Raw genomic sequence first — 18,729 nt, forward strand, 5'->3', positions numbered from 1 at the left:
GTGTCGTCGCAGGTTATGCGCTTCTCTGCCACAGCGCGTAATGCACCTGGCCGGCTTTCTGTTCGCGGTGCAGGCGCCAGTTACCGGGCATGCCCAGGCTCGACGGTGGCTGCTCGCTTTCGGTGTAGACCCAGGCGTTATCGACCAGCCAGCCGCGCTGTTCGAGCAGCTCGCAGGCCGGCAGGAGTAGATCCTGGCTGAACGGCGGGTCGAGAAACACCAGATCGAAGGGCGTTGCGGGCTGTGTCTGCAGGTAGGCGAGGGCATCGCTTTGCAGTACCTGGCCGTTGTCACAGTGCAGGGTCGCTAGGTGACCGCGCAGGCTGTTCACCGCCGCCGGGTTGAGATCCAGCGCCAGGGCACTGCCAGCACCGCGCGACAGCGCTTCTAGAAACAGCGCCCCACTGCCGGCGAACAGGTCGAGCACCTTGGCCGCTTCGACGTAGGGTGCCAGCCAGTTGAACAGGGTTTCCCGTACGCGGTTGGGCGTCGGGCGCAAGCCATGGGCCATGGGAAAGCCGAACTGCCGGCTGCGCCACTGGCCGGCGATGATGCGCAGTTGCCCGTCGCCGCCATGGGCGGCGACGGGCTTGGCGGGAGTGGGTCGTCTGGCCATCAGTGCTCCGGGACGCCAGTCGGTAATTCGGCGGGTTTGTCAGTGGGTGGCGGCAGCTCTTTCTGCTCGACCTTCGGCCCGGCCGTGACAATCACCAGCGCCTCAGGGTCGAGATGCTTGGCCATGGCGGTTTTCACCTGCTCGACGCTGAGCGCCTGCACCTGAGCCATGAAGTCTTCCAGATAGGTCAGCGGCAGGTCGTAGAAACCGATGGCACCGAGCTGGCCGACGATGGCGGCGTTGCTTGCGGTGGACAGCGGGAAGCTGCCGGCCGTCTCGCGCTTGGCGGCGTCCAGTTCTTCCTGGGTCGGGCCGTTGGCGATGAAGTCACCCAGCAGATCCTTGACCAGTTGCAGGGTGCCATCGCTGAGCTCGGCACGGGTCTGCAGGTTGATCATGAACGGCCCACGGGCCTGCATGGCACTGAAGCCGGAGTAGACGCCGTAGGTCAGGCCGCGCTTCTCGCGCACCTCGGTCATCAGTCGGGTACCGAAACCACCGCCGCCGAACACCTGATTGCCCAGGTACAGCGCGGCGTAATCCGGATCAAGACGGTCGATACCGAGCTGGGCGATCAGCAGGTGGGTCTGGTTGGACGGAAAGTCGATGTGGCTCAGGCCGGCTTTCGGCTCCTCGGGAGCGACGGTCTTTGCCAGCGCCGGGCCCTTGGGCAGTGCCGCGGAGACTTCCGCAGCCATGGCCTCGGCTTCCTCGCGCGACAGGTCGCCGACTACGGCGATCACCGCGTTGCCAGCGGCATAGGCCTTGGCATGGAACGCTTGCAGCTGTTCGCGGCTGATGCCGGGAACCGAGCTTGGGTTGCCTTCGCTGGGGTGGCCGTACGGATGGTTGCCGTAGAGGCGCTCGAACAGCTCAAGGCTGGCCAGCTTGCCGGGGTTCTGCTTCTGGAATTCGAAGCCGGCGAGCACCTGGTTCTTGATCCGTGCCAGGGAGTCGGCGGGGAAGGTCGGCTGACCGATGACCTGCTCGAACAGCTGCAGAGCCGGCTGGCGCTGCTCTGCATCGCTGAGGCTGCGTAGGCTGGTCACGGCCATGTCGCGGTAGGCGCCATTGCCGAACTCGGCGCCGAGGCTTTCGAAGCCCGCTGCGATGGCGCCGACGTCCTTGCCGGGTACGCCTTCGTTGAGCATGGCGTTGGTCAGCATGGCCAGGCCCTGTACGTCACCATCCTGGCTGCTGCCGGCGGCATAGGTCAGGCGCAGGTCGAACATCGGCAGTTCGCGGGCTTCCACGAACAGCACCTTGGCGCCTTCGGCGGTCTGCCAGCTCTGGATGTCGAGCTTGCGCCGCTCGGGCGCCTTGCCATCCAACTCAGCCAGGGATTGCAGCTGGGTGTCATCGCTCTTTGGCGCGTCGGCGGTGGTCGGTGCGGCGTCGGGGGCGCGCTGCACGGTGAAGGTCAGGGCCACCAGCAGGGCGATCAGGAACAGCCCCAGCAGGGCGTAGCGCGGGCCGTTACGCTTACTCATCGCGCTTCTCCTCGGGCAGTACGTGGGCGACGCTGAGGCGTTCGCGGGTGAAGTAGGTCTTGGCGGCGTTCTGGATATCGGCCGGGGTCACGGCTTCCAGCTCGGCCAGTTCCTGGTCGATCAGTTGCCAGGACAGGCCAACGGTTTCCAGTTGGCCGATAGCGGTGGCCTGGCTGGTGATCGAGTCGCGGTCGTAGACCAGTTCGGCTATCAGCTGAGCACGCACGCGGGCCAACTCTTCGGCCGACGGCGGGTTCTTCTGCAGATCCTGCAGCTCGCGCCAGATGCCGGCTTCGGTCTGCTCAAGGGTCTTGCCGGTTTGCACGTTGGGTGTGGCGGAGACCATGAACAGGCTGTCGCCGCGGGTGTAGCCGTTGTACCAGGCACCTGCGCCGGAAACCAATTCCTCGCCGCGCTCCAGGCGGGTTGCCAGGCGCGCGCTGTAGCCGCCGTCGAGCAGGGCACTGATCAGGCGCAGTGCATGCACTTCGCGCGGCGTCTTGGTCGTGGCCAGGCCGGGTACGTTGAAGCCCATCATCAGGCTTGGTAACTGGGTCTTGAGGTGCAGGGTGATGCGTCGCTCGCCCGGCGCCGGCAGTTCCAGGGGAATCTTGGCGGCCGGTATCTCACGCTTGGGGATCGCACCGAAGTAGCGCTGCGCGAGCGCTTTGACCGCGTCCGGGGTCACGTCGCCGACCACCACCAGGGTAGCGTTGTTGGGCACGTACCAGGTCTGGTACCAGTGGCGCAGTTCGTCCACGGTCATACGATCGAGGTCGGCCATCCAGCCAATGGTCGGGATGCTGTAGCCGCTGGCCGGGTAAGCCATGGCCTTGAAGCGTTCGAAGGCCAGGCCCGACGGTTTGTCGTCAGTGCGCAGGCGGCGCTCTTCCTTGATCACCTCGATCTCGCGGGAGAACTCGTCGGCCGGCAGGCGCAGGCTGGCCAGGCGATCCGCTTCCAGTTCGAAGGCGACGCCCAGGCGATCACTGGCCAGCACCTGGTAGTAGGCGGTGTAGTCGTCGCTGGTGAAGGCATTCTCTTCAGCGCCCAGGTCGCGCAGCACACGGGAGGCTTCACCCGGGCCGAGCTTGCGGCTGCCCTTGAACATCATGTGTTCCAAGGCGTGGGACAGCCCTGTCTGGCCAGCGGTCTCGTAGCTCGAGCCCACCTTGTACCAGAGCTGGGACACCACTACCGGGGCGCGGTGATCCTCGCGGACGATGACCTTGAGGCCATTATCGAGAGTGAATTCATGGGTCGGTTGTGGCGCCGTGGCCTGGGCTGCCAGGGGCAAGGCGCAGGCTAGCAGCAGGCCGGCGAGATGGCGGGCAAGTGAATTGGACAAACCTCTCTCCTCGTAGAACCACGTTGAGCGTGGCGATTGCGACGACGGCTGGGCCGCGGTCGTGCAGCAGGTACCGCGTAGCGCCAGATGGGGTGTTGGCTTAGCCGTGGCATGTGCGGAGGTGCTAGGATACGCATCCGTTTTACTGGCGACCACGTCTGTGCAGCGATGGTGTGCGAATCCCCTGCACGCCTGCCGCCAAGCACTGCCCTCAGCCCCACCGTGCAAGGGCCATGGCGTTCGCCCCTCTGAGATAGCCGTCCTCCATGTTTGGTTCAAAAGACGACAAGACCCCGGCCCCTGATGCCAGCGCCGAACAGGGCGCAGAGAAAGCCACTGAAAAGCGCGGCCTGTTCGGCTGGCTGCGCAAGAAGCCTGTAGAGCCCGCTCCCGCACAGCCTCAGGCTGAAACCGAGGCGCAGCCTGATGTGCTCGAAGCACCCGAGCCGGTCGCGCTCGAGGTGCCTGAGCAGCCTCAGCTGAGCGAGCCGACTGTGGTTGAAGTCGCTGCGCCAGAGCCGGTTGCTATTACCGAGCCGGCGCCCGCGCCAGAACCGATCGTGATCGACCCGCTACCGACCCGTCACGGCCCCGAGGCGCTGGACGAGCCGGTCGCCGAGCAGCCTGCCGCTGCGCTCGAGCACCCTGTCGAGCTGGCCACTGGTAGCGACATTCATCACGCCATGCCGGCGACCCCGGCTGCCGTGCTGGCAGCGCCTGTCGAAGTGCCCGCGCCGGTCGTCGAGCAGAACAAACCGTCGGACAACCAGGGTGGCTGGTTTTCCCGTCTGCGCCAGGGCCTGTCGAAAACCAGCGCCAGCCTGGGCGAGGGCATGGCCAGTCTGTTCCTTGGCAAGAAGGTCATCGACGATGATCTGCTCGACGAGATCGAGACCCGTCTGCTCACCGCCGACGTTGGCGTCGAGGCCACCACGGCGATCATCCAGAGCCTGACCCAGAAGGTCGCGCGCAAGCAGTTGACCGACAGTGATGCACTCTACAAATCCCTGCAGGAGGAGCTCGCCGCGCTGCTGCGCCCGGTTGAGCAGCCCTTGCGCATTGATACTGGCAAGCAGCCCTTCGTGATCCTGGTGGTGGGCGTGAACGGCGCCGGCAAGACCACCACCATTGGCAAACTGGCCAAGAAGCTGCAGGGCGAGGGCAAGAAAGTCATGCTCGCTGCTGGCGACACTTTCCGCGCCGCCGCAGTGGAGCAGTTGCAGGTGTGGGGCGAGCGCAACAAGATTTCTGTGATCGCCCAGCACACTGGCGCCGATTCCGCCTCGGTGATCTTCGATGCCGTGCAGGCTGCCAAGGCCCGCGGTATGGATGTGCTGATCGCCGATACCGCCGGGCGCCTGCACACCAAAGACAACCTGATGGAAGAGTTGAAGAAGGTGCGCCGGGTGATCGGCAAACTGGATGACACTGCGCCCCACGAAGTGCTGCTGGTGCTTGATGCCGGTACCGGACAGAACGCGATCAACCAGGCTAAACAATTCAACCAGACAGTGAACTTGACCGGTCTGGCCCTGACCAAGCTGGATGGTACGGCCAAGGGGGGGGTGATTTTCGCCCTGGCCAAGCAGTTCGGCCTGCCCATTCGCTATATCGGCGTTGGCGAAGGCATCGATGATCTGCGCACTTTCGAGGCCGAACCCTTCGTTCAGGCGCTTTTCCAGCAGCGGGAGCAGTGATGATCCGATTCGAGCAGGTCGGCAAGCGTTACCCCAACGGTCATGTCGGGTTGCATGAGTTGAGTTTCCGCGTCCGTCGCGGCGAGTTTCTGTTCGTCACCGGCCATTCTGGCGCCGGCAAGAGCACGCTGCTGCGTTTACTGCTGGCCATGGAGCGCCCGACGTCGGGCAAGCTGTTGCTCGCTGGTCAGGATCTGTCGCAGATCACCAATGCGCAGATTCCCTTCCTGCGTCGGCAGATCGGCGTGGTGTTTCAGAACCACCAACTGCTGTTCGATCGCAGCGTGTTCGACAACATCGCCCTGCCGCTACAGATCCTTGGTCTTTCCAAGAGTGATATCGGCCGCCGTGTCGGCGCTGCGCTGGAGCGAGTTTCCCTCAGCGACAAGGCCGAGCTGTACCCAGGCGACCTGTCGACTGGTCAGCAACAGCGCGTTGGCATCGCCCGCGCCATCGTCCATCGTCCGGCCCTGCTGCTGGCCGACGAACCCACCGGTAACCTCGACCCACGTCTGGCGGCGGAAATCATGGGCGTATTCGAAGACATCAACCGCCTTGGCACCAGCGTGCTGATCGCCAGTCACGACCTGGCCCTGATCGCCCGCATGCGCCATCGCATGCTCACCCTGCAGCGTGGCCGCCTGATCGGCGACGGGGAGGCCGCGGAATGAGTGCTTCCCGCGTACCACCACCGCAGCCCGCCCAGCGTGTCGGCGCGGCGCCGAAGAACGCCGAGCCCCAAGGGCCGAACGACGAACCGGATTTCCGTACCCTGACCCACGCTTGGGTGGAGAGCCACCGTGCCAGCCTGGTCGATAGCTTGCGCCGTCTCGGCAAACAGCCGATCGGCAGCTTCTTCACCTGCCTGGTGATGGCTGTGGCGCTCAGCCTGCCCATGGGGCTGTCGCTGCTGCTCAGCAATGTCGAGCGTCTTGGCGGTACTTGGGAGCGTGCCGCGCAGATTTCGGTGTTCCTCACTATCGACGCCAGCGATAGTCAGGGCCAGGCCCTGCGCGAAGAAATTGCCGGCATGGACGACGTCGCCGAAGCCGAATGGATCAGCCGCGACAAGGCCCTAGAAGAGTTCCAGCAGCAGTCCGGGTTGGGCGAAGCCCTCAAAGAGTTGCCGAACAATCCGTTGCCCGGCGCTGTGCTGGTAACGCCCAAGGAAGTCGACAAAGCCACTCTTGAGGCGTTGCGTTTGCGTTTGGCAGAGCTGCCCAACGTGCAGCAGGCACAGCTGGATTTGGTCTGGGTCGAGCGCTTGAGCGCGATCCTCAAGTTGGGTGACCGTTTCGTTTTTGGCCTCACGGTTTTGCTGATCATGGCGCTGCTGCTGGTGATCGGTAACACCATTCGCCTGCATATCGAGAACCGCCGCACCGAGATCGAAGTGATCAAGCTGGTCGGCGGTACCGACAGCTACGTTCGTCGTCCCTTCCTTTATATGGGCGCGCTGTACGGCCTGGGCGCCGGTGTGCTGTCCTGGCTGGTATTGGCCTTCGGATTGAACTGGTTGAACGATGCCGTGGTGCGCCTGTCCGGTTTGTACGGCAGTGACTTCGCGCTGGCCGGTGTGCCGTCAGGGGACGGCTTCTCCCTATTGCTGGGAGCGGTGCTGTTGGGGTATATCGGTGCGTGGCTGGCGGTGGCGCGACACCTAAGGGAGCTTGCCCCTCGCTGAGGCGCTAGTTTGACGCCTCGCCAACTTATTGATTTGGTTGATATTGACTATTGATCGGGGAACCAGGATGGGGGCTTCCGGTCATATTGCGCAGTGCTACACTGCGTACGTTATGTGAATCGGAGGATTCAAATGTCCACTTCTTTGCAACCTGTTCATGCTCTGGTTCCAGGCGCAAACCTGGAAGCATACGTGCATGCAGTCAACAGCATTCCGCTGCTGACGCCTGAGCAGGAGCGCGAACTGGCCGGCAATCTCTTCTACAGCCAGGATCTTGAGGCCGCCCGCCAGATGGTGCTGGCCCACCTGCGTTTTGTTGTGCACATCGCGCGCAGTTATTCCGGCTATGGCCTGGCTCAGGCTGACCTGATCCAGGAAGGCAACGTCGGCCTGATGAAGGCGGTCAAGCGCTTCAACCCGGAAATGGGTGTGCGCCTGGTGTCTTTCGCCGTGCACTGGATTCGTGCCGAAATCCACGAGTTCATCCTGCGCAACTGGCGCATCGTCAAGGTCGCGACCACCAAGGCTCAGCGCAAGTTGTTCTTCAACCTGCGCAGCCAGAAGAAGCGTCTGGCCTGGTTGAACAACGACGAAGTCAACGCCGTAGCCGAAAGCCTGGGCGTCGAGGCGCGTGAAGTCCGCGAGATGGAAAGTCGTCTGACGGGCCATGACATGGCCTTCGATCCAGCCGCTGATGCCGACGACGACAGTGCTTTCCATTCGCCGGCCCAGTACTTGGAAGACCACCGGTACGACCCGGCGCGGCAGATGGAAGACGAGGACTGGAGCGATACCTCCAGCGCCAACCTGTACGACGCCCTGCAGGGGCTAGACGAGCGCAGCCGCGATATTCTCCAGCAGCGCTGGCTGGCCGAGGAAAAGGCCACGCTGCACGAGCTGGCAGCCAAGTACAACGTCTCGGCTGAGCGTATCCGTCAGTTGGAGAAGAACGCGATGAACAAGCTCAAGGGCTCCATCGCCGCCTGATTCCAGCCAGCAACGCCCGAAGCGCCCCGACTCTGCTCGGGGCGTTTTTGTATGCGCAGTATTCTCTGAGTGTGCCACCAGTAGGGTGGCCGGGCGCGATACGCTTCAGCCCATCAGTCAGTCGGTGATGGCAACACATAGACGTAGGGTGGGCTTCAGCCCACCAATGACCGCATCACGCCCGTTATGTATCCCGGTCCAGCCTACTTCTCCCACCAACCCGGCCGTGGTGCCTGTAGCTGGTTCAGGTAGTGGCTGCCGCCCAGCTGGCGCATCTGTCGGCGAATCCAGCTAGCACGCTGGTTGACATAGCCGCTGGGGCGGCCCGCATTGAGTTGCCGTGGGTTGGGCAGCACGGCTGCCAGCAGGCTTGCTTGGCGCGCCGAGAGGTAGGACGCGCCGGTGTTGAAGTGATGCTGCGCCGCCGCTTCCGCGCCGAATACGCCGTCAGCCCATTCTGCGCTATTGAGGTAAACCTCGAGGATGCGTTGCTTCGGCCACAGCAGCTCGATCAGCCCGGTGAACCACACCTCGAAGCCCTTGCGCAGCCAACTGCGGCCAGACCAGAGGAATAGATTTTTCGCTACCTGCTGGCTAAGGGTGCTGGCGCCGCGCACCGAGCCGCCTTCCTGGTTGTGCGATACCGCGGCCTTGATGGCGGCGATATCGAAGCCCCAATGCTGGGCGAACTTCTGGTCTTCGCTGGCAATGACGGCGATCTTCAGGTCGTCGGGCAATTGCTCCCAGGAGCGCCAGCTACGTTGCAGGTCGATGGGCTGGCCGTCGATCCAGGATTCGATCTTGCGCTCGACCATCAGCGCCGTGCCTGGCGGCGGAACCCAGCGGAAGGCGAGCACCAGCAGGACGGAACCGGCGATGAACCAGAACAGCAGCTTCAGCAGGACGCGGCGAATGGATCGGAGCATGCGCAGGGAGCCAGGCTTGATTGGCCGATCATTATACGGTTCCCAGCGCTCTTGCGGGCAACGCTGCCGCCGCTGCGGCAATTGCGAGCGCGCTAAGGGACGGTCGAGGGCGTAAACTGCCTCATCCCATGATGATCGGTGAGGACGCTATGGTTCGCCTGTGGTTGCTGTTGTCGGCGTTTGCCGGCTTTTCCGGGGTTGCTCTGGGGGCGTTCGCGGCTCATGGCCTGAAGAGCAGGCTGAGCCCCGAATACCTGGCCGTGTTTCAAACCGGTACCCATTACCAACTGATCCATGCCCTGGCATTGCTCGGCGTGGCCATTCTTGCCCTGCTGGTGCCGGGCCGCTTGGTGAACCTGGCGGGCAGCTTCTTCGCCGTGGGCATCGTGCTGTTTTCCGGCAGCCTCTATCTGCTCACCCTCAGTGGCGTCAGCAAGCTGGGTATCGTCACTCCGTTCGGCGGCCTGGCTTTTCTGGCCGGCTGGGCGTGCCTGGGGTTGCTCGCCTGGCGCATGGCCTGAGACGAATGGCCGGCCAGTGCCTTGGTCATCGTCGGTGATCGGGCTAGAATGCCGGCCCTTTCTCCTGTTGTGACGTGTCGCCATGCATATCCAGTTGAACGGTGAAGCCCTCGAGCTGCCCGACGGCGCCAGTGTCGCCGACCTGATCGAGCACCTGCAGCTAGCGGGCCGTCGCGTTGCTGTCGAGCGCAACCTCGATATCGTTCCGCGCAGCCAGTACGCCAGCACTACGTTGGCCGACGGCGATAGCCTCGAAGTGGTACATGCCATCGGCGGCGGTTGAGCCCTGCGCCACGCCCTTCCAACTCTTCCGTGCAGAGGAATCCCCATGAGCCACGTTGTCAGCGACAAGCCCTTCACCCTGGCCGGCCGTACCTATCAGTCGCGCCTGCTGGTCGGTACCGGTAAATACAAGGATCTCGACGAGACCCGTGCAGCCATCGAGGCCTCGGGCGCGGAGATCGTGACCGTGGCGGTGCGTCGTACCAACATCGGCCAGAATCCGGGTGAGCCTAACCTGCTCGACGTGATTTCGCCGGATCGCTACACCATCCTGCCGAACACCGCCGGTTGTTACGACGCTGTCGAAGCCGTGCGCACCTGCCGCCTGGCCCGTGAGCTGCTCGATGGCCACAAGCTGGTTAAGCTGGAAGTGCTGGCCGACCAGAAGACCCTGTTCCCCAACGTGATCGAAACCCTCAAGGCCGCCGAGGTGCTGGTCAAGGAAGGGTTCGACGTGATGGTGTACACCAGCGACGACCCGATCATCGCTCGACAGCTGGCGGAAATGGGCTGCATTGCGGTGATGCCGTTGGCCGGTCTGATCGGCACCGGGCTGGGTATTTGCAACCCTTACAACCTGCGCATCATCCTCGAAGAAGCGACCGTGCCGGTGCTGGTGGATGCCGGCGTGGGCACCGCTTCCGACGCGACCATCGCCATGGAGCTGGGCTGCGAGGCGGTGTTGATGAACAGCGCCATCGCCCATGCCCAGCAGCCAGTGCTGATGGCCCAGGCGATGAAATACGCCATCGAGGCCGGCCGCCTGGCCTACCTGGCCGGGCGCATGCCGAAGAAGCTCTATGCCAGCGCGTCGTCGCCCCTCGACGGCATGATCCGCTAAGCCGTGAACAGACGCTAAGTTCAGCCTGCCACGCAGGTGCCGAGCGGGGACAGGCAGTCCCCGTTCGCGGTTTTCTCTTTCCTATTCCGTGTCCCGAGTACCCCATGAGCGATATCGAACAAACCCCAGCCGAAGAAATCCCACGGCATATGCGCGCCATCAAAAGCTTTGTGATGCGTGCCGGGCGCATGACCGAAGGCCAGCAGCGTGGCTTCGATCAGGGCCTGCCGAAGTTCGGCCTGGAGTTGAGCGATGGCCTGCAGGATTTCGATGCGGTATTCGGGCGTCAGGCGCCGCGCACTTTCGAGATCGGCTTCGGCATGGGCCACTCCACCCTGGAGATGGCCGCCGCAGCGCCTGAGCAGGACTTCATTGGCGTGGAAGTACACCGGCCAGGCGTGGGTGCGTTGCTCAATGGAGTGATGACCCAGAACCTCAGCAACCTGCGCGTTTACAGCTGCGATGCGCTGGAAGTACTGCGTCAGTGCGTGGCCGACGCCAGCCTCGACCGCGTGCTGCTGTTCTTTCCAGATCCTTGGCACAAGGCGCGTCATAACAAGCGTCGCATCGTTCAGCCGGCGTTCGCCGAACTGGTACGTCAGAAGCTCAAGGTCGGCGGTGTGCTGCACATGGCCACTGACTGGGAGCCCTATGCCGAATACATGCTGGAAGTGATGAGCGTCGCTCCAGGCTATCGCAATCAGGCAGCCGATGGCCGCTGCGTGGAGCGCCCGGCCGAGCGCCCGGTGACCAAGTTCGAGCGCCGCGGCGAGCGCTTGGGGCATGGGGTCTGGGACTTGAAGTTCGAGCGCATCGACTAAGCGGTGCCCGGGGCACACTTTCGTAGTCTGTCACTGAGCGCAGCGATGTGCAGGGAGCAATCTTGAATGTGCTCTGCGGCAAGAGTCGCTTCCCGGGTTTCGCTGCGCTCTGCCCGGGCTACAAGCGTATTGCGGCGGCTCAGCTAGTAGATGGTCAGGCCGCGGCGCCACGCAGGCGTTGTAACAGGCGAGCACCAAACACGTTGATCAGCAGCCCCAGCATGACGATGGCTGCGCCGATCCACTGCACGCTGCTCAGGCCTTCGCCCAGTAGCAGCCAGGCCGAGCTAAGACCCACTACCGGCACCAGCAGCGAGAAGGGTGCCACCTGGCTGGCCGGGTAGCGTGACAGCAGGCGGCTCCACAGGCCATAGCCGAGCAGCGTAGCGATAAAGGCGAGGTAGGCGATGACCAGCAGCGAGTTGAGGGAAATGTTGCGCAGCGCCGTTTCAATCTGTTCAGGCCCTTCAAGCATCAGTGACAGGGCGAAAAACGGCAGCGGTGGAATCAGGCTGCCCCATACCACCAGGCTGACCAGATTCACCTTGCCGATGCGCTTGGTGACGATATTGCCCAGCCCCCACATCGCCGCCGCGCACAGGGTCAGTACGAACCCGGCCAGGGTGAAGCTGCGCCCGCTTTCGCTGCCGATCAGCAACAGCCCTGCGGCCGCCACGACCAATCCAATCAGGCTGCTGCGGCGCACCGTTTCGCCGATGAACAGCGCGGCGAAACCCAGGGTGAAGAAGGCCTGCGCCTGCAGCACCAGCGAAGCCAGGCCGGCGGGCATACCGGCGTACATGGCCGAGAACAGAAAGGCGAACTGGCCGAGGGAGATGGTCAGGCCATACGCGAGCAGCCAGCGCAGCGGCATGTCCGGGCGGCGGATGAAGAGAATCGCCGGGAACGCCGCCAGTGCGAAACGCAGGGCGCCGAGCAGCATCGGCGGTACGCCTTCCAGGCCGACCTTGATGATGACGAAGTTGACGCCCCAGGCGACGATCACCACAGCGGCCAGCAGCATGTCCTTGGGTGTCATGGGCGCGGCCTCGTGTGGTGGTATGCGGACGCGCAGGCTAGCGCGGATGGTTCGCGCTGACACGCCACAGTTGGCGGCGTTTTTCCCCATACAGCACAGCACAAATGAAAACGCCCCGAACAGGTCGGGGCGTTTTCGTGTCGGCGACATCGATCAGACGGTGAGCGTCCAGTCGTAGTCGACGATCAGCGGCGCATGCTGAGAGAAGCGCGGCTGACGCGGCAGGCGTGCGGTGCGAACACTGCGGCGCATACCTGGTGTGAGCAACTGGTAGTCGAAGCGATAGCCCAGGTTGAGCATCTCCGCCTGTTCGTTGTCTGGCCACCAACTGAACTGGTCAGCCTCGCGGTTGACCTCGCGCACGGCGTCGACATAGCCCATGGTGCCGGTGATCTCGTCCATCCAGGCGCGTTCGGGCGCCATGAAGCCGGGGGATTGCTGGCAATCGCGCCAGTTCTTCACGTCCAGTTTCTGATGGGCGACATACAACGAGCCGCAATAGATGTAGTCGCGGCGCTTGCGGCGCTGCTTGTCCAGGTACTTGGAGAAATCGTCCATGAACTTGAATTTCTGATTCAGGTTCTCGTCACCGCCCATGCCTGATGGCATCAGCAGTGTGGCAATACTCACTTTGTCGAAATCTGCCTGCAGGTAGCGCCCGTAGCGATCGGCCGTTTCAAAACCGAGCCCGCTGATTACCGCCTTGGGTTGCAACCGCGAGTAGAGCGCCACGCCACCTTGGCTTGGTACTTCTGCATCGCAGGCATAGAGGAAATAGCCATCCAGTTGGAGGGCTTGGTCGTCCAGCTCAAAGGCGGAGGCACGGGTATCCTGCAGGCAGATCACGTCGGCATTCTGTGCTTGCAGCCAACTGAGCAAACCGCGCTCGACTGCAGCATGAATACCATTCACGTTCACACTGATGATCCGCATAAATGGCCCCCAAAAACACGTGCGTGTATGATACCTGAGCTAGACGCCATTTAGTAATTCCAAGCCACATCCAGTGCCGCCTCAGGGTCATTCATGCAAACGTATCAGCGCGATTTCATTCGTTTCGCCATCGAGCGAGGCGTTCTTCGCTTCGGCCAGTTCACCCTCAAGTCGGGACGCGTCAGCCCTTACTTCTTCAATGCCGGGCTGTTCGCCAGCGGCCTTGCGTTGGCTCGCCTCGGGCGCTTCTACGCGGCCGCGGTAGTCGACAGCGGCATCCAGTTCGATGTGCTGTTCGGCCCGGCCTACAAGGGTATTCCGCTGGCCGCCAGCACCGGCGTGGCGCTCGCCGAGCATCATGATCTCGACCTGCCCTGGTGCTTCAACCGCAAGGAAGCCAAGGATCATGGCGAAGGCGGCACTCTGGTCGGCGCCCCGCTCAATGGTCGCGTGCTGATCATTGATGACGTGATCACCGCCGGGACCGCGATCCGCGAGGTGATGCAGATCATCCAGGCACAGAACGCCCAGGCTGCTGGTGTGCTGATTGCCCTGGATCGCCAGGAGCGCGGTCGTGGGGAGCTGTCGGCGATCCAGGAAGTGGAGCGCGACTTCGCTATTCCGGTGGTGAGCATAGTTTCTCTGCAACAGGTGCTGGAATATCTGGCCGATGATGCTGAACTGAAACAATACCTACCCGCTGTGGAAGCCTATCGGGCCGAATACGGTATCTGACCCCTGGCAAGCCGAGAGAACGTGCTTCATGTCGAAATCGCCCACCATGCGTCGCACCCTCTGGCTTAGTCTGCTGCTGCCGCTATGGGCGAGTGCCAGCGAGATGTATCGCTACACCAATGCCCAGGGCATCACGGTAATCGACCGTCAAGGCGTGCCCAGTGAGTTCATCGGCAAGGGCTATGACGTGCTCAACGAGAACGGCCGTGTCGTGCGCGTCGTACCGCCGGCGCCGACGCCCGATGAAATGAAGAAGCTGCTGGCTGATCGCGAGCGTGCCAAGTCGGATGTGCAGTTGCTGCGTCTATATAGCAGCCCGGCAGACGTCGACCGTGCTCGCGCTCGCAAGTTGGCCGAACTGGACGGGCTGATCGGTGTGGCCAATGGCAACCTGCAGTCGGTTCGCCTGCAGCAGGCCAACTTGCAGAAGCAGGCTGCGGATCAGGAGCGGGCAGGGCGTCCGGTACCCGAGCAGTTGCTTGTCCAGATCAACGGTCAGCGTGATGAGCAGGTGCGTTTGAAGAAGGAAATCGAGCGCCATCAGGCGTCGCGCAAGCAAGCGGAAAGCAGCTTTGCAGCGGATCGCGCGCGGGTCAGCGAGCTGATCGGGCAGGGCCGTTAAGGGCTGAAGGGGCGGTTCTGCAGCCGGCCTACGTTGGGCCGACTGTGCTCAGCGGCGCGGGGGCACCGAGCGGGTGCGGCCACTGCCGTCGATGGCGACGAACACGAATACCGCCTCGGTGACCTTGCGCCATTCGCTGGAAAGCGGGTCATCACTCCACACCTCTACCAGCATCTGGATCGAGCTACGGCCGATTTCCAATGCCTGCGTATAGAAGGACAGTTGCGCGCCGACCGCCACCGGAACCAGAAAGGCCATGCGATCGATGGCCACGGTAGCCACGCGGCCAGCCGCGACCTTGCTCGCCATGGCTGTGCCAGCCAGATCCATTTGCGAGACCAGCCAGCCGCCAAAGATATCGCCAAAACCATTGGTTTCACGCGGTAGGGCGGTGATCTGTAGTGCCAGATCGCCCTGAGGTATCGGGTCTTCCTGTTCGAAGTCTTTCATCGGTTCACGGCTCGCGGCGCTGTGGTTGGCCCTGTGGGTAGGGCCGGGAAAGTATACCGACTGGGTGGTCGCCCCGCGACCTTAGCGCGTTGCGAGCGCCCGTGCACCCGGATTGTATCGCCGATGTCTGTCTTGCGCCGTCATCCAACTGTCATATTGATTACATAGAGTGGTCACATCGGCTGACGATACTGAGCCCCGTTCCAACCAACACGACCCCAATCGTGAGAAGGCGGTAAATCGGGCGCTACGACCACGGCACGCCGGCCTCTCAATGATTACCACTCTGCTAGGAGCAAGGCATGAAACTGAAGCGTTTGATGGCGGCCATGACATTTGTTGCAGCTGGCGTTGCCACTGCCCATGCGGTTGCCGCTGTCGATCCGGCTCTGCCGACCTATGAGAAGACTTCGGGCGTATCGGGCAACCTGTCCAGCGTCGGTTCCGACTCCCTCGCCAACCTGATGACCCTGTGGGCTGAGAACTACAAGCAGTCCTACCCGAACGTGAACATTCAGATTCAGGCCGCCGGTTCCTCCACCGCGCCACCTGCACTGACCGAAGGCACCGCCAACCTGGGCCCGATGTCACGTGCCATGAAAGACAGCGAGATCCAGGCTTTCGAACAGAAGTACGGCTACAAGCCGACTGCCGTTCCGGTCGCCATCGATGCCTTGGCCGTATTCGTGCACAAAGACAACCCGATCAAGCAACTGACCATGCAGCAGGTCGATGCCATCTTCTCCAGCACTCGTCTGTGCGGTGAGCCGAAAGAGCTGAAAACCTGGGGTGAAGTGGGTCTGACCGGTGAGTGGGCGGCCAAGCCGATCCAGCTGTTCGGTCGTAACTCGGTATCCGGCACCTACGGCTACTTCAAGGAAGAAGCCCTGTGCAAAGGTGACTTCAAGTCCAACGTCAACGAGCAGCCAGGTTCGGCTTCCGTTGTGCAGTCGATCTCCAGCACCGTCAACGCCATCGGTTACTCGGGCATTGGCTACCGCACTGCCAGCGTCCGTGCCGTTCCCCTGGTGAACAAGAAGGGCGAGGTCGAAGAGGCCAACGAGAACAACGCGCTGTCGGGCAAGTACCCGCTGGCTCGCTTCTTCTACATCTACGTGAACAAAGCGCCTAACAAGCCGCTGAGCCCGCTGGATGCAGAGTTCCTGAAGCTGATCCTGTCCAAGCAGGGCCAGGACGTCGTGGTCAAGGATGGCTACATCCCGCTGCCTGCCAAGGTAGTCGAGAAGACTCGCAAGGAACTGGGGCTGTAAGCCGCCTGAAGTAAGCAATCCCCGCAGCCCGCCTCTCTTCGAGAGGTGGGCTTCGCTACGTCACCGTGCTGTAACTTTTCTGTCACACGAACGCGCTAGATTGGCCCGGCTCGTGAAACAGACGAAAAATACGGCGCGCTCATGGCCGCGCAGAGACGCTCTCCACTATGAATGACTTGGCAAGTGAACCCATGACCGCCTCTCCAAATTCCCTCGGGCTGGACTTCAATACGCCGGCCCTGCAACGCAAGCGCCGCATACGCGCCTTCAAGGATCGCCTGGCACGCTGGTGCGTGTCGATTGGTGGCCTGGCCGTACTGGGCGCCATCACTCTGATCTTCTTCTACCTCGCCTATGTCGTGCTGCCGATGTTCCAGGGTGCAGACATCGAGAAGCGCGATGCCATACAGCCAGCGTGGCTGGCCGATGCAGGCACCCCGCTGTTGATGTCCCTGGAAGAACAGAACCAGGTCGGCATGCGCCTGGCGAGCGACGGCAAGATCCAGTTCTTCGATGCCAAGAGCATGGAGGCGCTGACCAGTGTCGAACTGCCTCTGCCTGCAGGCAGCGAAGTGGTGTCCGTCGGTGAAGATCAGCCGGGCAGCCACCGCGTTGCCCTCGGTCTCTCCAATGGCCAGGCGCTGGTATTCGAGCACACCTATCGCATCTCCTACCCGAATGATGTGAAGACCATCACTCCGGCCATCGTCTATCCGTTCGGCGAAGCGCCGCTCGATATCGACCCTCAGGGCCGCCCGCTGGAGCACATGGGCATAAGCGTGAACAGCGGTACGCTGCTGATCGCAGGCTCCGTGGGTAGCGAGCTTCAGGTGCTGAGCCTGAGCCGTGAAGAGAACATGATGACCGGTGAAGTCAGCACCAGCGAGGAGCGCCTGGCGCTGCCGCAGATTGCCGAGCCGATCAAGGAACTGACCATCGACCCACGTCAGCATTGGCTGTTCGTGGTCAACGGTCGCGCCACCGCCGATGTCTTCGATCTGCGCAGCAAGGCTCTCAACGGTCGTTACAAACTGCTCAACGATGGCAGCCGCGAAATCACCTATGCAACCTCGTTGCTGGGCGGCATCTCGCTGCTGACTGGCGACAGCAGCGGCGGCATCCAGCAGTGGTTCATGGTGCGTGACGAAGACGGCAATTCTTCGCTCAAGCCGGTTCGTGAATTCAAGATGGCCGACAGCCCGGTCACCCAGATCATTTCGGAAGAGCGCCGCAAAGGCTTCATCGCCCTGGACGACGCGGGCAACCTGGGCATCTTCCACAGTACGGCGCACCGTACCCTGCTGGTCGAGCCGGTCGCCGAAGGGCACAACATCGCCGCACTGTCGCCGCGTGCCAACCGTGCTTTGGTCGAAGCCAATGGCAAGATCGAGCGCATCCTGATCGATAACCCGCACCCGGAGATTTCCTGGAGCTCGCTGTGGGGCAAGGTCTGGTACGAGAACTACGACAAGCCGGCTTACGTCTGGCAGTCGACCTCGGCCAACACCGATGCCGAGCCGAAGCTGAGCCTGGCACCGCTGGCATTCGGTACTCTCAAGGCCGCTTTCTACGCCATGTTGCTGGCTGCTCCGCTGGCCATCGCTGCGGCGATCTACACCGCTTACTTCATGGCGCCGGCCATGCGCGGCAAGGTCAAGCCGGTCATCGAGCTGATGGAAGCGCTGCCGACGGTGATCCTCGGCTTCTTCGCCGGTCTGTTCCTCGCACCTTATGTGGAGGGGCACCTACCCGGCATCTTCAGTCTGTTGATATTCACGCCAATCGGCATTCTGCTGGCGGGCTTCCTGTGGAGCCGCCTGCCTGAGTCGGTACGTCTGCGTGTGCCGGATGGCTGGGAAGCGGCGCTGCTGATTCCGGTGATTCTGCTGGTCGGTATCGTCTCGCTGAGCATGAGCGGCTACCTGGAGAACTGGCTGTTCGACGGCAACATGCGTGCCTGGCTGAGCGATGACCTGGGCATTCCGTTCGATCAGCGCAACGCTCTGGTAGTCGGTCTGGCCATGGGTTTCGCGGTGATCCCAAACATCTACTCGATCGCCGAAGACGCGGTGTTCAGTGTGCCGAAGAGCCTGACATTCGGCTCTCTGGCCCTGGGCGCCACGCCGTGGCAGACCCTGACACGCGTGGTGATCCTGACAGCCAGTCCGGGTATCTTCTCGGCGCTGATGATCGGCATGGGCCGTGCTGTCGGCGAGACCATGATCGTGCTGATGGCCACCGGTAACACGCCGATCATGGACATGAACATCTTCGAGGGTCTGCGCACCCTGGCAGCCAACGTGGCGGTAGAGATGCCTGAGTCGGAAGTGGGCGGTACCCATTATCGGGTGCTGTTCCTCTCCGCCCTGGTGCTGCTGTCGTTCACATTCGTCATGAATACGCTGGCCGAGCTGGTGCGTCAGCGCCTGCGCGTCAAGTACGCTTCGCTCTGAGGACTGCAAGACT

General features: G+C 62.7%; 19 protein-coding genes. 12 read left to right on the forward strand and 7 right to left on the reverse strand.

What is annotated here, in order from left to right; all coding sequences use genetic code 11:
* Window positions 1-13: 13 nt before the first annotated feature.
* The 3 genes from rsmD to ACZ3GY_RS20685 are packed head-to-tail and all read right to left on the reverse strand — an operon-like array spanning window position 14 to window position 3,454.
* Window positions 14-616, reverse strand: a complete 603-nt coding sequence (gene rsmD / locus ACZ3GY_RS20675; RefSeq protein ID WP_465911806.1) for a 16S rRNA (guanine(966)-N(2))-methyltransferase RsmD — start codon at window positions 614-616, stop codon at window positions 14-16.
* A complete protein-coding gene (locus tag ACZ3GY_RS20680) occupies window positions 616-2,106 on the reverse strand; it encodes a M16 family metallopeptidase (protein ID WP_465911807.1) in 1,491 nt (496 codons plus the stop codon). The genes rsmD and ACZ3GY_RS20680 overlap by 1 nt, the downstream gene beginning before the upstream one ends.
* Entirely contained in the window at window positions 2,099-3,454 is a 1,356-nt protein-coding gene (locus tag ACZ3GY_RS20685) for a M16 family metallopeptidase (RefSeq protein ID WP_465911808.1), read from the reverse strand. The genes ACZ3GY_RS20680 and ACZ3GY_RS20685 overlap by 8 nt, the downstream gene beginning before the upstream one ends.
* 266 nt (window positions 3,455-3,720) lie before the next feature.
* On the opposite strand from ACZ3GY_RS20685, the gene ftsY reads away from it, so the two are divergent.
* From ftsY to rpoH, 4 genes are all read left to right on the forward strand, one after another.
* Window positions 3,721-5,151 (forward strand): signal recognition particle-docking protein FtsY, encoded by a 1,431-nt coding sequence (gene ftsY / locus ACZ3GY_RS20690; RefSeq protein ID WP_465911809.1) that lies wholly within the window; start codon window positions 3,721-3,723, stop codon window positions 5,149-5,151.
* Window positions 5,151-5,822, forward strand: coding sequence for a cell division ATP-binding protein FtsE (gene ftsE, locus ACZ3GY_RS20695; RefSeq protein WP_225836414.1), 672 nt, complete (start codon window positions 5,151-5,153; stop codon window positions 5,820-5,822). Before ftsY ends, ftsE begins: the two co-directional genes overlap by 1 nt.
* Entirely contained in the window at window positions 5,819-6,835 is a 1,017-nt protein-coding gene (gene ftsX, locus ACZ3GY_RS20700; protein ID WP_463563134.1) for a permease-like cell division protein FtsX, read from the forward strand. The genes ftsE and ftsX overlap by 4 nt, the downstream gene beginning before the upstream one ends.
* Before the next feature lie 132 nt (window positions 6,836-6,967).
* Window positions 6,968-7,822 (forward strand): RNA polymerase sigma factor RpoH, encoded by an 855-nt coding sequence (gene rpoH, locus ACZ3GY_RS20705; RefSeq protein ID WP_463563135.1) that lies wholly within the window; start codon window positions 6,968-6,970, stop codon window positions 7,820-7,822.
* Window positions 7,823-8,025: 203 nt separating this feature from the next.
* Here the strand turns inward: rpoH and mtgA are convergent, their stop codons facing one another.
* Window positions 8,026-8,748 carry a monofunctional biosynthetic peptidoglycan transglycosylase gene (mtgA, locus tag ACZ3GY_RS20710; protein ID WP_463563136.1) on the reverse strand — a complete coding sequence of 241 codons (723 nt, stop codon included), beginning with the start codon at window positions 8,746-8,748 and terminating at the stop codon, window positions 8,026-8,028.
* Window positions 8,749-8,897: 149 nt separating this feature from the next.
* Here mtgA and ACZ3GY_RS20715 point away from each other — a divergent pair, with 149 nt between their 5' ends.
* The 4 genes from ACZ3GY_RS20715 (at window position 8,898) to trmB (ending at window position 11,213) form a co-directional block, all read left to right on the forward strand.
* Entirely contained in the window at window positions 8,898-9,269 is a 372-nt protein-coding gene (locus ACZ3GY_RS20715; RefSeq protein ID WP_465911810.1) for a DUF423 domain-containing protein, read from the forward strand.
* Window positions 9,270-9,351: 82 nt separating this feature from the next.
* Window positions 9,352-9,552 (forward strand): sulfur carrier protein ThiS, encoded by a 201-nt coding sequence (gene thiS / locus ACZ3GY_RS20720; RefSeq protein ID WP_465911811.1) that lies wholly within the window; start codon window positions 9,352-9,354, stop codon window positions 9,550-9,552.
* Window positions 9,553-9,597: 45 nt separating this feature from the next.
* Window positions 9,598-10,392: a thiazole synthase gene (locus ACZ3GY_RS20725; protein ID WP_225836404.1), complete on the forward strand. Its 795-nt coding sequence runs from the start codon at window positions 9,598-9,600 to the stop codon at window positions 10,390-10,392.
* Between the two features lie 149 nt (window positions 10,393-10,541).
* The gene (trmB, locus tag ACZ3GY_RS20730; RefSeq protein ID WP_463565972.1) at window positions 10,542-11,213 is read left to right on the forward strand and encodes a tRNA (guanosine(46)-N7)-methyltransferase TrmB; all 672 of its coding nucleotides are present in this window, start codon (window positions 10,542-10,544) and stop codon (window positions 11,211-11,213) included.
* Between the two features lie 154 nt (window positions 11,214-11,367).
* Here the strand turns inward: trmB and ACZ3GY_RS20735 are convergent, their stop codons facing one another.
* Together ACZ3GY_RS20735 and crc are read right to left on the reverse strand one after the other, a co-directional pair.
* Window positions 11,368-12,252 carry an EamA family transporter gene (locus tag ACZ3GY_RS20735; protein ID WP_465911812.1) on the reverse strand — a complete coding sequence of 295 codons (885 nt, stop codon included), beginning with the start codon at window positions 12,250-12,252 and terminating at the stop codon, window positions 11,368-11,370.
* A 153-nt stretch (window positions 12,253-12,405) separates the two neighbouring features.
* Entirely contained in the window at window positions 12,406-13,185 is a 780-nt protein-coding gene (crc, locus tag ACZ3GY_RS20740; RefSeq protein WP_225836400.1) for a catabolite repression control protein Crc, read from the reverse strand.
* A 93-nt stretch (window positions 13,186-13,278) separates the two neighbouring features.
* Between crc and pyrE the strand changes: the two genes are divergently transcribed.
* Window positions 13,279-13,920 carry an orotate phosphoribosyltransferase gene (gene pyrE / locus ACZ3GY_RS20745; protein WP_225836398.1) on the forward strand — a complete coding sequence of 214 codons (642 nt, stop codon included), beginning with the start codon at window positions 13,279-13,281 and terminating at the stop codon, window positions 13,918-13,920.
* A 28-nt stretch (window positions 13,921-13,948) separates the two neighbouring features.
* Window positions 13,949-14,542: a DUF4124 domain-containing protein gene (locus tag ACZ3GY_RS20750; protein WP_463563141.1), complete on the forward strand. Its 594-nt coding sequence runs from the start codon at window positions 13,949-13,951 to the stop codon at window positions 14,540-14,542.
* 48 nt (window positions 14,543-14,590) lie between these two features.
* On the opposite strand, the gene ACZ3GY_RS20755 is transcribed toward ACZ3GY_RS20750, so the two are convergent.
* Complete coding sequence (locus tag ACZ3GY_RS20755; protein WP_179539366.1) at window positions 14,591-14,992, reverse strand: acyl-CoA thioesterase; 402 nt, start codon at window positions 14,990-14,992, stop codon at window positions 14,591-14,593.
* A gap of 302 nt (window positions 14,993-15,294) precedes the next feature.
* On the opposite strand from ACZ3GY_RS20755, the gene ACZ3GY_RS20760 reads away from it, so the two are divergent.
* The gene (locus ACZ3GY_RS20760; protein WP_465911813.1) at window positions 15,295-16,263 is read left to right on the forward strand and encodes a PstS family phosphate ABC transporter substrate-binding protein; all 969 of its coding nucleotides are present in this window, start codon (window positions 15,295-15,297) and stop codon (window positions 16,261-16,263) included.
* Window positions 16,264-16,430: 167 nt separating this feature from the next.
* Window positions 16,431-18,716: an ABC transporter permease family protein gene (locus ACZ3GY_RS20765; protein WP_465911814.1), complete on the forward strand. Its 2,286-nt coding sequence runs from the start codon at window positions 16,431-16,433 to the stop codon at window positions 18,714-18,716.
* The last annotated feature ends 13 nt before the right edge of the window (window positions 18,717-18,729 follow it).

Source organism: Pseudomonas sp. PME37.24/006, from assembly GCF_055556635.1.